The 14,346-nt window shown below is 70.6% G+C and carries 12 protein-coding genes; 2 read left to right on the top strand and 10 right to left on the bottom strand.

Annotated elements, in window-relative coordinates; genetic code table 11:
• Positions 1-89 precede the first annotated feature (89 nt).
• The 4 genes from ABZ904_RS28620 to ABZ904_RS28635 form a co-directional block, all read right to left on the bottom strand.
• Positions 90-2,306 (bottom strand): hypothetical protein, encoded by a 2,217-nt coding sequence (locus ABZ904_RS28620; protein ID WP_361826250.1) that lies wholly within the window; start codon positions 2,304-2,306, stop codon positions 90-92.
• A gap of 223 nt (positions 2,307-2,529) precedes the next feature.
• A complete protein-coding gene (locus ABZ904_RS28625; protein WP_359396696.1) occupies positions 2,530-2,949 on the bottom strand; it encodes a DUF6113 family protein in 420 nt (139 codons plus the stop codon).
• Entirely contained in the window at positions 2,946-3,869 is a 924-nt protein-coding gene (mshB, locus tag ABZ904_RS28630; RefSeq protein WP_361826254.1) for an N-acetyl-1-D-myo-inositol-2-amino-2-deoxy-alpha-D-glucopyranoside deacetylase, read from the bottom strand. Before mshB ends, ABZ904_RS28625 begins: the two co-directional genes overlap by 4 nt.
• A gap of 270 nt (positions 3,870-4,139) precedes the next feature.
• Entirely contained in the window at positions 4,140-4,334 is a 195-nt protein-coding gene (locus ABZ904_RS28635; protein WP_003992731.1) for a hypothetical protein, read from the bottom strand.
• Positions 4,335-4,538: 204 nt separating this feature from the next.
• On the opposite strand from ABZ904_RS28635, the gene ABZ904_RS28640 reads away from it, so the two are divergent.
• On the top strand, positions 4,539-6,671 hold the full coding sequence (locus tag ABZ904_RS28640; protein WP_361826257.1) for a prolyl oligopeptidase family serine peptidase: 2,133 nt from the start codon (positions 4,539-4,541) through the stop codon (positions 6,669-6,671).
• 211 nt (positions 6,672-6,882) lie between these two features.
• Here the strand turns inward: ABZ904_RS28640 and ABZ904_RS28645 are convergent, their stop codons facing one another.
• The 6 genes from ABZ904_RS28645 to ABZ904_RS28670 form a co-directional block, all read right to left on the bottom strand.
• The gene (locus ABZ904_RS28645) at positions 6,883-7,986 is read right to left on the bottom strand and encodes a dipeptide ABC transporter ATP-binding protein (protein WP_359396701.1); all 1,104 of its coding nucleotides are present in this window, start codon (positions 7,984-7,986) and stop codon (positions 6,883-6,885) included.
• Positions 7,973-8,965, bottom strand: coding sequence for an ABC transporter ATP-binding protein (locus ABZ904_RS28650; protein ID WP_360998697.1), 993 nt, complete (start codon positions 8,963-8,965; stop codon positions 7,973-7,975). Before ABZ904_RS28650 ends, ABZ904_RS28645 begins: the two co-directional genes overlap by 14 nt.
• Positions 8,966-8,970: 5 nt before the next feature.
• Positions 8,971-9,975 (bottom strand): ABC transporter permease, encoded by a 1,005-nt coding sequence (locus ABZ904_RS28655; RefSeq protein ID WP_359396704.1) that lies wholly within the window; start codon positions 9,973-9,975, stop codon positions 8,971-8,973.
• The gene (locus ABZ904_RS28660; protein ID WP_359396706.1) at positions 9,968-10,891 is read right to left on the bottom strand and encodes an ABC transporter permease; all 924 of its coding nucleotides are present in this window, start codon (positions 10,889-10,891) and stop codon (positions 9,968-9,970) included. Before ABZ904_RS28660 ends, ABZ904_RS28655 begins: the two co-directional genes overlap by 8 nt.
• 34 nt (positions 10,892-10,925) lie before the next feature.
• Positions 10,926-12,548: an ABC transporter substrate-binding protein gene (locus tag ABZ904_RS28665; protein ID WP_359396708.1), complete on the bottom strand. Its 1,623-nt coding sequence runs from the start codon at positions 12,546-12,548 to the stop codon at positions 10,926-10,928.
• A gap of 303 nt (positions 12,549-12,851) precedes the next feature.
• Positions 12,852-13,238: a VOC family protein gene (locus ABZ904_RS28670; RefSeq protein ID WP_359396710.1), complete on the bottom strand. Its 387-nt coding sequence runs from the start codon at positions 13,236-13,238 to the stop codon at positions 12,852-12,854.
• 167 nt (positions 13,239-13,405) lie between these two features.
• Here ABZ904_RS28670 and ABZ904_RS28675 point away from each other — a divergent pair, with 167 nt between their 5' ends.
• Positions 13,406-14,146, top strand: a complete 741-nt coding sequence (locus ABZ904_RS28675; protein WP_359396712.1) for a class I SAM-dependent methyltransferase — start codon at positions 13,406-13,408, stop codon at positions 14,144-14,146.
• Positions 14,147-14,346: the final 200 nt, after the last annotated feature.

The raw sequence follows: 14,346 nt of genomic DNA on the forward strand, positions 1-14,346 counted from the left end.
GGTGTCGTGACTCCCACATGACAGATGTCATATGGCCGGCACGACGACGGGGGTGCCCGCTCCCGGCGGCCACCCCCGTGTCGTCCGGATCAGCTGGGGTTCGTGTCGATCGTCGCGATACGGGCCGCCGGCGACTTGCCGAGCAGCGCGGGCCGCAGCGCGCCGATCACGTCCTCCACCGTGACCGCCGTCTTCTGGCCGGTGGCGCGGGTGATGAGCACACCGTCGAAGGTGTTGCCGTACAGCCCTTGCAGCGCCGCCTTGTCATATGTGTCGACGAGCTTGCCGTTGATGGCCTTCACCCCGATGAACTTCCACAGGGAGTTGCGGGGGCTGAAGGAGATCGTGTGGGCGGCGTCCGTGCGCACCGTCACGTTCTGGGACATCGCGGGCTGCGCGAACTCCTTCATCATCCGGTCGACCTCCGCGTTGGAGACCGTCGGCCGGCGCGTGGTCGTGGGCACCTTCACGGGCGTGCTCGTGCCGGTCTCCACCTCGGTGCGGTACGCCTGCTCGACGGCCGCGGTGGAAGCGGAGACGTCGACGCCCTCGCCCGCCTTTCCGTACACGGCGACGGCCTTGCCCGACTCGAACTTGACCGTGCCCTCGACCATCGAGCCGGCACCGCCCGCGGCGCGTTCCAGTTCGGCCTGCAGTTTCTCCTCGTCGACCGGCATCACGGGATCGATGACGCGCTCCTGCCCGAACAGGGAGCCGATCACCGACACCGGGTTGTAGTCGCTCTGTGCGGCGGTGGCGACCGTGGCCTTGCTGTCGAGCTGGAGGCCCGCCTGGTCCGGCCTGAGGGCGACCGTCTTGCCGTCCACCGACAGTTCGAGCGGCTTGCCGGTACGGCTGCCCAGGGCGGAGTCCAGCTTCTGGATCGCGTCGTCGCGGGTTCCGCCACCGATGTCGACACCGAGCACGGTGGTGCCCTTGGGCACGTCGGAGTGGTTCATCAGCAGCCCGGCGCCGTAGGCGACACCGCCGAGGAAGACCAGGCCGCCGATCAGGAGCGCCGGCTTGCTGCGGCCCTTGCTCCTGGCCGGCTTCGCGCTCTTGGAGTTCTGGCTCTTCGGCGGCTCGGGCAGCTTCGGTGCCGTGTGCTGCACGGGCCCGTCGGACTGCGTGCCCGGGAACGGGCCGTTCTGTGCGCCCGTGGGGACGACCGGGATGCCGCTGGTGACCGTGTGCCCGGAAATGTTGTCGCCGGGGCGGCCGTAGCCCTGGCCGCCCGGAGCGGGGGCCGGCTTCTGCGGGGTGAGGATCGCGGTGTCGTCGCTGAGTCCGCCGCCGGGCCGGCCCTGGCCCGGGCCGGCGCCCGGCGCGCCCGGTGCCCCGGGGCCGTACGGGCCGCCCTGGCCTGCGCCGGGCGTCCCCGGGAGACCCCGTGCCGGCAGGCCGCGGCCGCCGGGTGTGGGACCCGCGGGAGGTATGGCGGGGCCGTCGCCGATGACCGGGCCGCCGGTGGGACCGGACGGGCCGTGCGGGCCCGCGTCCGTGAAGTACGGCAGATCGTCGCGGCTGGGCTCCACGCCGTCCTCGGGACCTATGACGGGCAACGAGGCGGTGGTGGCGGCCACGGCGTCGGAGACGTCGAAGGAGCCGGTTCCTCCGCCGTGCCCCGGCGCGACGGGTCCCGCGCCGGTGGCACCCGGAAGTCCTCTGCCGTTCGTCGCGCCCGGGCGTGCGCCCAGCGGGCCCGCGGCGCCCGTGCCCCCTGTGGGCCGTGCGCCCGCGGCGCCCGGCGCACCGGAAGCACCAGGGTGCACGGCACCGGCGCCGTTCGCGCCGGGAGCACCCGGACGCGCTCCGCCCGCGCCGAATCCGCCGGGCACGTCGGACCCCTGTATGCCGGACCCTCCCGGCATACCCGCGCCGTCGGTCGAGCCGCCGCCCTGCGGGCCCTTGGCCGCCGAGGGCTTGCGGGGTGCGAACCAGTCGCTCGTCTTCTCCCCGGCCGGCGCCGGGGGCTCCGCGGTGCTGTCGAGGGCGCTCAGCGGGGTGACGGTGCTCGTCGGCTGCGGGTCGGCAGCCGCTTCGGCCGTCGTGTCGGCGGTGTCGGCGTCCGCGACGGGGGTGCGCACGACGACCGGCGGAATGGGCCGTGATCCGGGGATGTTGATCCGGATCCGGGTCGTCAGTGTGGTCTCGGTCTTTCGTTCCTCCGGCCGCGTGGCCGAACGGCTCGCGTCGACACCGTCCTCGGAAGCCATGGGGGTCCCGTACGGCGGCGTCCCGGACGGATACGCGGCTCCGCCACGCCCGTTGGATCCGGCGGACGAACTGTCAGTTTCACGACTCAAGGCAGGTTCTCCCGGTTGGCTCCACCGCCTGTTTCGACCTCAACAGGTGGCCTCCCGTGCTCGAGCGAAGCCAGGGGCTCGGGGAAGGCTCGGCGGCGCGCACCACCATACTGGCCGCAGGTGGTCCGCAGACCGCGCCTGTCAGGAAACCCGCACGGTACTCCTACGCGCGCACCCCGTTTTCCCCGGGGGCATTCCGTGATCCCGGAGACGAAGTGGTACGTCACTTGCCGAGTCGGACGCCTGAGCCACCTGCCGGCCGCCCCGGGGCGAGGGTGGCGCAGATCACAGCGACGGCCATTCCGCCGAGCAGGAAAAGATAGGACCCGACGCCCGCACCGAACAGGAAATCTCCTTCCGGACGGCTCGCGGTGAGCAGGATGACGGAGACCACCCAGCCCGCGGCGGGCGCGACGGCCCCCGCCCGGGTCCCCATGACCCGGGCACCGCCGACGAAGAGCCCGGCCGCACCCGCCAGCGCGAGGAGCAGCCCACCGGGAAACCAGCCGCCCTGCACGAGCGCGCCCGCCGCCCCCACCACCGCGCCGAGCACGAACAGACCCAGATAGGCGGCGGCCCGGCCGGCCGAGGGCGGTTTCAGCGGCTGCGCGAGCGTGCTCTGCTGCTTGCCCGTGGACATCATGGCGCCACTCCCTCGAACAGGTCCGTCTCCCGGGCCTCGGCGCTCCCGGCACCCTGGGCCGGGGGGACCCCCGTCCCGGTCTGCTCACCACGGACCAGCTCGTAGTACTCGGTCGTGAACAGGGGCTGCGCGAGGGCGTTGGAGAGGGCGAACCACGGCTCGGCGACCTCGATCTGCGTGGCGTGGGCCCGCATCGCGGCGGCCTTCGCGGCGGCGAACGCGGTGCCGTCGATCTCTGTGGTGATCACCTCGTCGCCGACCACGCCGGGGACGTCCTCGACGGCCGCCGCCTTGGCGAAGGGGGTGTCGTCGAGCGCCTCGCCGAGCCGCGCGAAGGCGGCCTCGGCCACCCGGCGCGGCACCCGGTTCCAGTAGATCTTGGTGATCTCCCAGGGCGCTCCGAGGTCCGGTCTGAAGCCGGGGTCGGCGGCCAGCCGCGCGGCGCGCATGGCGACACGATGGGCCTGGATGTGGTCGGGGTGACCGTAGCCGCCGTCGGGGTCGTAGGTGACGAGGACCTGGGGGCGCACCTCCCGGACGACCGCCACCAGGTGGCCGGCCGCCTCGTCGGGATCGGCGGACCAGAAGGCTTCCGGACGGCTGTTCTGCGGGGCGCCCATCATCCCGGAGTCCCGGTAGCGGCCGGGGCCGCCGAGGTGGCGGTGGTCGCTGACGCCGAGCGCGGCCATGGCGGCGGCCAGTTCGCCGGCGCGGTGGGGGCCGAGCGTGTCGTCGCGGTCCGCCGCGAGATGAGCGACCGGCGGCGGGATGACTTCGCCCTCCTCACCGAGCGTGCAGGTCACCAGCGTCACCCGGGCACCCTCGGCCGCGTATCTGGCCATGGTCGCGCCGTTGTTGATCGACTCGTCGTCCGGGTGCGCGTGCACCAGGAGCAGACGCCGGTCGGGCAGATCCGTCATGGGGTCCACCCTACGAGGCGCCGGGTCCCCTCCGGGCCTGGGCCGTACACCGCCCCCGCCTGTGGCCCGGCAGACCGTCCAGGAGGGCGGTGACGGGCCTGAGGAGCACCGGGGCGGCGTAGGCGGGCGAGGTACGGCGGGAAGCGACGGGGGCAGGGGGTGTCGGGTCTGTGGATGCGACGGGGGCACGGGCGGGGATGCGAGGACCAGGACCGAACCCCGGCACTGAGCCCGGTCCCCACGGTCGCCGGACCCGCGCCCTGTGCGCCGCTAGAACTTGATGCTGCCGATCATGCCGGCGATGTTCGTCGTCAGCTCGCTGATCGTCGGGGCGACGGTCGAGGAGGCGAGATAGAACCCGAGCAGCATGCACACGATCGCGTGCCCGGCCTTCAGCCCTGACTTCTTGATCAGTAGGAAGACGATGATCGCCAGCAGCACCACCGCCGAAATCGAGAGTGCCACGGCGGTTCACCTCCAAAGATCCACAGGGGCGCGGGGGTCGGGCTATGGGGGCAACGAATCCGGGCAGACGTGTCCTCACAGATAAGTCCGCCCGGATGCCAGCGGGTTCATACCCACCATGCGCCAGCGATCATAACTATCCGTACGTGCGCATCGGTCGGCGCACGGCCGCACAAGGGGGCGCATGGCCAATATGGTCGTGGCATGACGACCGAGTCTGATTCCTTCCCCCGACGGCACGCGCGGACCCAGCGGTTCACGCTCGGCGCGCCGCGTGCGTTCACCGTCGCACCCGACGGCTCCCGCGTGTTGTTCCTGCGCTCAGCGTCCGGCGCGGACCGCGCGCACCAGCTCTGGGTCCTCGATGTGGCGGACGGCGCGGAGCGCCCGGCGGCCGATCCGGGTGCCCTTCTCGGGGGCACCGCCGAGCAGTTGCCACCCGAGGAACGCGCCCGTCGCGAACGCAGCCGCGAGGGCGGTGCCGGCATCGTCGGCTACGCCACCGACGCCGCCGTGGAGTTGGCGTCCTTCGCCTTGTCAGGGCGGCTTTTCACGGCCGAACTGCGCGTCGGCACGGCACGTGAACTGCCCGTGCCCGGACCGGTGATCGACCCCCGGCCCGCCCCCGACGGACGGCACATCGCGTATGTCGCCCGGGGCGCGCTGCGGGTGATCGGCGCCGAGGGCGAGGGCGACCGGGTGCTGGCCGAGGCGGAGCCGGAGACGGAACCGGGATCGGTCACCTACGGGCTGGCCGAGTTCATCGCGGCCGAGGAGATGGGGCGTTCACGCGGCTACTGGTGGTCGCCGGAGTCCGACCGGCTGCTCGTCGCGCGCGTGGACGAGACGCCGGTGCGCCGATGGTGGATCTCCGATCCCGCCCATCCGGAGCGGGAGCCGCAGCCTGTCGCATATCCGGCGGCGGGCACGGACAACGCGGAGGTGCGGCTGTTCGTCGTGGGCCTCGACGGGACGCGCACGGAGGTCGTCTGGGATCGGGCCGGCTACCCGTATCTGGCGCGAGTGCACTGGTCAGCGGCGGGTGCGCCACTGATTCTGGTGCAGGCACGCGATCAGCGCAGCCAGCTGTTCCTGGCGGTGGACCCGGACACCGGGGCGACCCGGATGGTGCACGCGGACGAAGATCCACAATGGCTTGAACTTTTCCCTGGGGTGCCGTGCTGGAGCCCCTCGGGGCAGCTCGTGCGGATCGCCGACGAGGGCGGCGCACGGGTGCTCACCGTGGGTGAACGGCCCCTGACCGGAGCACAGTTGCATGTGCGCGCGGTGCTCGACGTGTCCGACGACGATGTGCTCGTCACGGCCTCGGCGGGCGAGGCGGCGGCCGATCCGGAGACCGGCGAGATCCATGTGTACCGGGTGAACGAACTCGGTGTGGAGCGTGTGTCGCAGGAGCCCGGCGTCCATACGGCGGTGCGCGCCGGGGGCGTGACCGTGCTCATCTCCGCCACACTCGGCCGCGCGGGCAGCCAGGCGCAAGTGCTGCACGACGGCAAGCGCGTGGCCGGCGTTGCGTCGTTCGCAGAACACCCGGGTTTGTCCCCGCGCGTGACGCTTGCACAAGGGGGCGCACGACGAATCCCGTGCGCCGTGCTTCTGCCGACGGACTACGACGGTGACACCTCCCTCCCCGTCCTCATGGACCCCTACGGAGGCCCGCACGGACAGCGGGTGGTGGCCGCGCACAACCCGCACCTGACCTCCCAGTGGTTCGCCGACCAGGGCTTCGCGGTGATCGTCGCGGACGGCCGGGGCACCCCGGGCCGCTCCCCCGCCTGGGAGAAGGCGGTGAAGGACGACCTCGCGGCGGTCGTGCTGGAGGACCAGGTCGACGCGCTCCACGCCCTGGCCGGCGACTTCCCGCTCGATCTGACCCGGGTCGCGATCCGCGGCTGGTCCTTCGGCGGCTATCTCGCCGCGCTCGCGGCGCTGCGCCGCCCGGACGTGTTCCACGCGGCCGTGGTCGGCGCACCGGTGACCGATCTGCGGCTGTACGACACCCACTACCAGGAGCGCTATCTGGGGCACCCGGTACAGCAGCCCGAGGTGTACCGGCGCAACTCCCTGGTCGACGACGCCGGTCTTGTCGACGACGCGTATCCGGCCCGGCCGATGATGATCATCCACGGCCTCGCGGACGACAACGTGGTGGTGGCCCACTCCCTGCGCCTGTCCTCGGCCCTCCTGGCCGCGGGCCGCCCGCACGAGGTGCTGCCGCTGTCCGGGGTGACCCATATGACACCTCAGGAAACGGTCGCGGAGAACCTGCTGCTGCTCCAGCTGGACTTCCTCAAGCGCGCTCTGAACCTGGGCTGAGCAGGGATCCCCCACGGAGCACAGCGACCGTCGGCCAAGGGACCACAGCGAAAGATCGGCCGTGTCCGCGAGAGCGGCGCCGGCCCGTGCGCAATGAACGAGCCGGGGTGACATGGCGCACCCCGGCTCGTTTACGGCACCCGCACGGCCGTACGCAGTTCACTCTCCTGTGTCCGTATATCGGTACCGCGTCAGTCAAGTTGCCTGCGTGTTAACGACCTTCGTTCGCATTTGTCCGCTTATGCCGCTCTTCGTGCGGCGCATCGCCGGGCACCGGCGGCTCCTCGGGCGGCACCACTCTCTTCTCCTCCGCGAAGTGGCACGCCGAATCGTGCGCGGCCGGTCCGCTCGTACGGCGGAACTCCTCGGGCACCGCGAGCGGCGGCACCTCCAGGGCGCACCGCTCCTGGGCCTTCCAGCAGCGGGTGCGGAAGCGGCAGCCGGAGGGGATGGCCGCCGGGGACGGCACATCACCGCTCAGGATGATCCGCTCCCGGTGCTCGCGCGCCTCCGGGTCGGGCACGGGGACGGCCGACAGCAGGGCCTGGGTGTAGGGGTGCGTCGGATGCTCGTAGATCTCCGCGTCCCTGCCGGTCTCCACGATGCGCCCGAGGTACATCACCGCGACCCGGTCGGAGATGTGCCGCACGATCGACAGGTCGTGCGCGATGAAGACGTACGACAGCCCGAACTCGTCCTGGAGTTCCGCCATCAGGTTGATCACCTGCGCCTGGACGGACACGTCGAGCGCCGACACCGGCTCGTCGGCGACGATGATCTCCGGGCGCAGCGCCAGCCCCCTGGCGATCCCGATCCGCTGGCGCTGGCCGCCGGAGAACTGGTGCGGGTAGCGGTTGACGTACTCGGGGTTGAGCCCCACCACGTCGAGCAGTTCCTGTACTCGCCGGCGCCGCTCCCCCTTGGGCGCGGCCTCGGGATGGATCTCGTACGGCTCCCCGACGATGTCGCCCACGGTCATCCGTGGGTTGAGGGAGGTGTACGGGTCCTGGAACACCATCTGGATGTTGCGCCGCACGGCCTTCAGGGCGCGCCCGGACAGCCTGGTGATGTCCTCGCCCCGGTAGGTGATCGAACCGGCCGTCGGGCGCTCCAGATTGACCAGCATCCGCGCGACCGTCGACTTGCCGCAGCCGGACTCGCCGACGATGCCGAGCGTCTCTCCCCGGCCCAGGGTGAAGTCGACGCCGTCCACCGCCTTGACGGAGCCCACCTGCTTCTTGAACAGGATCCCCCGGGTGAGCGGGTAGTGCTTGACCAGACCGCGCACTTCCAGAATCGGCTCAGGACCGGCCATGCAGGCACTCCCTCCAGAAGTGGCAGGCGCTCACTCGCTCGCCCCCGTGGTCGCCGGCGACCTCGTAGAGCGGCGGCACGTCGGTGCGGCACACGTCCCGGGCCATGGGGCAGCGGGGGTTGAAGGAGCAGCCCGGCGGGATGTTCATGAGGTTCGGGGGGAGGCCCTTGATGGCGTAGAGCCGGCGGCCCTTCTGGTCGAGCCGCGGGATCGAGTCGAGCAGTCCCCTGGTGTAGGGGTGAGCGGGCGCCTTGTAGATGTCGTGCACGGGAGCCGACTCCACGATCTTGCCCGCGTACATCACGGCGATCCGGTCGGCGACGTCCGCGACGACACCGAGGTCGTGGGTGATCAGGATGAGGCCCATGCGGTACTCGCGCTGCAACTCGGCGAGCAGGTCCATCACCTGGGCCTGGACGGTGACGTCGAGGGCGGTGGTCGGCTCGTCGGCGATGATCAGCGCCGGCTCCAGCGCCATCGCCATGGCGATCATGATGCGCTGGCGCATACCGCCGGAGAACTGGTGGGGGTAGTCGCGCACCCGCTGGGCGGCAGCCGGGATCCGCACCTGTTCCATCAGCTCGACGGCCCTCGCCCGGGCGTCCCTCCTCGACATGCCGCGGTGCACGACGAACATCTCGCCGAGCTGCTCGCCCACGGTGAGCACAGGGTTGAGGGCGGACAGCGCGTCCTGGAAGATCATGGCCATCCGGGCGCCGCGGATCCTGCGCCGCTGATCCTCCTTCAGGGCGAGCAGGTCCTGTCCCCGGAAGAGGACCTCGCCGCCGGTGATCCTGGCGGGCGGTGTGTCGAGGATCCCCATGACGGCCTGTGCGGTGACGGACTTGCCGGAGCCCGACTCGCCTAGCACCGCGAGCGTCTGGCCCGCGTCCACGGCGAAGCTGACGCCGTTGACCGCCTTGGCGATCCCGTCCCGGGTGCGGAACTCCACCTGCAGGTCGCGCACTTCGAGCAGCACGGCGGTCACCTCAGCCTGGGGTCGAGGGCGTCGCGCACCGCGTCGCCGAGCATGATGAAGGCGAGCACGGTGATCGCGAGCGCGCCGGAGGGCCACAGCAGCGCGTGCGGGGCGTTGCGGACGTACGGGGAGGCGGCGGAGATGTCGATCCCCCAGGACACACTCGGCGGTCTCAGTCCCACGCCGAGGTACGACAGGGTCGCCTCCAGGGCGATGTACGTGCCGAGCGCGATGGTGGCGACGACGATCACCGGCGCGACCGCGTTGGGCGCGATGTGCCGCAGCAGGATGCGGGAGTTGGAGGCGCCGAGGGCGCGGGCCGCCTGGACGTAGTCGTGCTGCTTGGCGGTGATGACCGAGCCGCGGGCGATACGGGAGATCTGCGGCCAGCCGAGCAGCACCATGAACCCGATCACCGGCCAGACGGTGTTGCTGGTCACGACGGAGAGCAGGACCAGACCGCCGAGGACGACCGGGATGGCGAAGAAGATGTCGGTGACGCGGGACAGGACGGCGTCCCATCCCCCGCCGAAGAATCCGGCCAGCCCGCCCAGGATCGAGCCGAGCACCGCGACGCCGACCGTGGCGCAGACACCGACCGTGACCGAGGCGCGGGCGCCGTACACGGTCCGGGTGTACACGTCGCAGCCCTGGCCGTCGTAGCCGAACGGGTGTCCGGGCTGGCTGCCCTCCTGCGCCTTGGCGAGTTCGCACTGCAGGGGGTTGCCCGAGGTGATCAGGGACGGCCAGATCGAGATGAGGAAGAGGAAGAGGATCACGAGTCCGGAGACGATGAAGACGGGGTTGCGGCGCAGATCGCGCCAGGCGTCGGACCACAGGCTGCGTGGCTTGCCCGCGGGAGGCACGCCCTCCGGTCCCCCCGCAGGTCCTCCGGCGGCAGCTGTCCGCTGCGGCTCCAGGGTGGTCGCCTCGCTGGCTGCGAGGTCCATCGCGCCGCCCATGCCGGTACCGGCGATGGCCCCCTCGCGCTCAGGCGGCTGGTCATGCATAACGGATCCTCGGGTCGAGTACGGCGTACAGGAGGTCGACGAGCAGGTTGGCGACCAGGAAGACGAGGACGAGGATCGTCACGAAGCCGACGACCGTCTGCGTGTTCTGCCGGAGGATCCCCTGGTAGAGCTGGTAGCCGACGCCGTGGATGTTGAAGATCCGCTCGGTGACGATCGCACCGCCCATGAGGGCGCCGATGTCGGTGCCGATGAAGGTGACCACGGGGATCAGCGAGTTGCGCAGCAGATGCCGGGTGATCACGCGGTGGCGCGGCAGCCCCTTGGCGACGGCCGTGCGGACGTAGTCGGACCGCTTGTTCTCGGCGATGGAGGTCCGGGTCAGCCGGGTGACGTAGGCGAGCGAGACGGAGGCGAGGACCAGGCCCGGGACGATCAGCTCGCCGAAGGCGGCCGCCGGGGAGACCGAGGGTCTGACCCAGCCCCACTCGACGCCGAGCAGCAGTTGGAGCAAAAGACCGGTGACGAAGGTCGGTACCGAGATCACGACGAGGGTGAGCAGCAGCACCGTCGTGTCGACGGGCCGCCCCCGGCGCAGACCGGTGACCACGCCGAGCGCGATGCCGATGACGATCTCGAAGAGGATGGCCACCACGGTGAGCCGGATCGTGACGGGGAAGGCCGTCGCCATCAGCTCGGTGACCGGCTGCCCGTTGAACGCGGTGCCGAAGTCGCCGGTGAACACCTTGCCCATGTAGGTCGCGTATTGCTGCCACACAGGCTTGTCGAGGCCGAAGTCCCGGCGCAGCTGAGCTGCCGTGGCGGGGTCGCACTGCCGTTCCCCGCACAGGCCCGCGATGGGGTCGCCCATGACGTTCACCATCAGGAAGATGAGCAGGGTGGCGCCGATGAAGACCGGGATCATCTGCAGCAGACGCCGGACGACGTACCGTCCCATGGAGCCTCCGGGGGGGTAGCGGGCAGCCGTGGGCTCAGCCGACCTTGATCTCGTTGTAGACGGGGACGCTGAACGGGTTGAGGGCCACATGGGAGAGGCGCTCCGAATAGCCGGCGCTGCCGTTCTGGTACCAGAGCGGGATGGCGGCCATGTTGTCCCTCACCACGCCCTCGGCCTGCTGGAACAGCCTCACGGCCGAGGCCTGGTCGCTCTCCGCGTTGGCCTGGTCGACGAGCTTGTCGAACCCCTTGTTGGACCACTGGCCGTCGTTGGACGAGGCGCCCGTGTAGTACAGCGGCTGCAGGAAGTTCTGGATCAGCGGGTAGTCCATCTGCCAGCCGGCCCGGAACGGGCCCTGCATCTTGTGCCGGCCGATCTGGTTGCGGAAGTCGGCGAAGGTGCCGACCGGGTTGCCGACGCACGCCTTGTCGTCGCCGAGGACGTTGTTGATGTCGTTGCACACGGCGTCCACCCACTGCCGGTGCGAGCCGGAGTCGGCGTTGTAGGTGATCTTGATCTGGCCGCCGGGCAGCCCGCCGCCCTGCTGGATCAGCTGCTTGGCCCGGGCCGGGTCGTAGGTGCAGGCCTCGCCGCACAGCCCATCCTGGAAGCCGCCCTTCGTGCCCAGCACCGGGGAGGTCCAGTCGCTCGCCGGTGTACGGGTCTTCAGGAAGATGGTGTTCGTGATCTGTTTCCGGTCGATCGCCATGGACAGGCCCGTGCGGACCTTCTCCGTCCCCGGCTTGCTCCATCTCGGGTCGTAGAAGGGGAAGGCGAGGGTCTGGATGATGCCCGCCGGGGTGTTGATGTACCGGCCGTGCAGATCGGACTTGATGAACTTGAGCTGCGGGGCGGGCACGTCGTCGACGAGATCGAGGTTCCCGGCCAGCAGGTCGGTGTAGGCCGTGTTGCTGTCGGTGTAGACCTGCAGGTCCACCCCGTTGTTCTGCGCCTTGTCCGCGCCCGGGTAGGCGTTCCACGTCCTGAGCGACATCATGAAGCCCCTGGTGTAGGACTTGACCAGGTACGGACCATTGCCGATCGGTTTCTTCAGCCAGGCCGCGTGGTGGTCGAAGAACGCCCGGGGCAGCGGGGAGAAGGCCACATAGCCGAGGGTGTCCGGGAACGTCGAGAACTTCTGGTTGAGCCTCACGGTGAAGGTGCGGGGGCCGGTCACCGCGAGTCCGGACAGGGTGTCGGCGGTCTGCGTGCCGGTCTCCGGGTGCACCTTGTCGTACCCCTCGATGTATCCGAAGAAGTACGCGTTCTTCTGGTTGTTCCTCAGGCCGGCGCCGTAGTTCCAGGCGTCGACGAAGGACCTGGCGGTGACGGGCTCCCCGTTGCTGAATGTCCAGCCGTCCTTGACGGTGACGGTGAAGTTCTGCGAGTCCGAGGTCTCGATCTTTTCCGCCAGCATGTTCTCGGCCGCGCCGGTTCTCGGGTTGTAACGCCTCAGCCCCCGGAAGAGCATGTCGAGGACCTTTCCGCCCTGGACCTCGTTGGTGTTGGCGGGCTCCAGCGGGTTCTGCGGATCACTCCAGGAGGCGCTGAACACCCCGGGTTCACTGCCCGTGCCCGCACCCCCGCCGCAGCCGGCCGCCGCGAGGGCTGCCGCGGCCACTGCCGCCGCCCGTCTCGCGCGCCTGGCTCCACGCATGGGAGTGCCTCCTCGGAGTGCCCCGTACCTCCAGCGCCGGGGCGCTGTCCGCTATCGGTCCATATCAGCATTCAGCGGACATATCACTCAGTCACGCCACGAGTCGGAGCAGGACGTCATCCGGATGGCAGGCACACTCCGACAGGCCCACGGCCGATCTTGATGTGGCACGGTCACATGTGGGCGTGCATCGATCCCGGGGTGAGACGCGGTACGCCCGTCGGGGGTCGGTCCCCTGACGGGCGCATGGGTACATCACGGTGAAGGGCCTGCCGCCGGCGCAGGCGGGGTGGGCAGGCGCTCTCAGTCCCCGCGTTCCATGCAGAACTCGTTCCCCTCGGGATCGGTGAGGACCACCCAGCCGCCGCCGTCCGGGCGGGTGTGGTCGGCGATCCGGCGGGCGCCCAGAGCCAGGGCGCGTTCCACCTCCTGCGCGCGGGTCCGGCCTTGGGGTCGCAGATCGAGGTGGATGCGGTTCTTGGCGGACTTGCCCTCGGGCACCCGCACAAAAAGGAGGGTCGGACCGCCCCCGGGGTCGCGCAACACGGCCTCCGGGTCGCCCGGCTCGTCGTCGTCGGCGAGGGGGCGTTCCAGCAACGCGCCCCAGAACAGGCCGAGTTCGTACGGGTCACCGGTACAGTCGAAAGTGATGGTGCGGATGACCGGGCCGAGCGATGTCGTCTCTGCCATGTCCGGGTCGGACTCCCTTGGCGCCGTCGGGCAGTTCGTGGAATGTCCGGCGTAACGGGACGCATTCCCCACCCGACATTACGCGACACTCCCCCGTGCTGCTCCCGTTCGACAAAGATCGCGTACAGTTCCGCCCCACCGTCCTCCGGAGCTGGGAAACTGCGACGATGGCCGACCGTGCGTACTCCGACCTCACCCTTGCCGGGCTGTACGACGCCCTCCACCCGTGGGGGCCGAGTGACGACTTCCATCTGGGACTTGTGATGTCCTCGCGGAGCGTCCTGGACGTCGGCTGCGGCACGGGAAGGCTGCTCGCGCGGGCCCGGGAGAGGGGACACGACGGTCGGCTGTGCGGGCTCGATCCGGCGGCCGCGATGCTCGTCCAGGCACGGCGGCGCGCCCCCGGTCTGGAGTGGGTGCTCGGGGATCTGCGGTCCCATCGCCGGCGGGACGCCTTCGATCTCGTCGTGATGACCGGGGACACCTTCCAGCTGATCCCCGGGGACGAGGAACTGAGGAGCTGCCTCGCCGCCGTGCGCGAAGCCCTCACCGAGGACGGGCGGTTCGTGTTCGAGACACGGAACCCCGCTGCCCGGGCCTGGGAGTCGTGGACACCGGACCGGGTGCGTGAAGCAGCCGACGGCGACGGCGGGTCGGTGAGCCTGCGGCATGAGGTCCGGGCCCCGGTGACCGGGGACCGGGTGACGTTCACCGCGACCTTCGAGGGCACCGGGTGGGACCGGCCGCGGGTCGCCCGCGGCACCCTGCGGTTCCTCGGGCCCGACGCCCTCTCCCGCTTCCTGACGGAGGCGGGACTCCGCATCGTCGAACAGTACGGGGACTGGGAACGAGGTCCGCTCACGCCCACCAGCCCCGTGATCATCACCGTGGCACGGGCCGCCCGCTAGAAGACGTCCGAGGCCGATGCGAGGGGCGCCTGCACCCTTCCGTTCGACCGGGAGGAACCGACGGGCGCAGGCGACCGCGACGACGCCGTGCTGCCGTTCGCCCAGAACCGACGTGCCGTCAGGCGTCCACCTGCAAGGCTTCACAGGTGTGGACCAATGGCTCGCCCCAGGTGCGTCAGCGTGCCATTTCCGCAGGCCAC

Source organism: Streptomyces sp. NPDC046900 (assembly GCF_040644975.1).
In the GTDB taxonomy this organism is placed as follows: domain Bacteria; phylum Actinomycetota; class Actinomycetes; order Streptomycetales; family Streptomycetaceae; genus Streptomyces.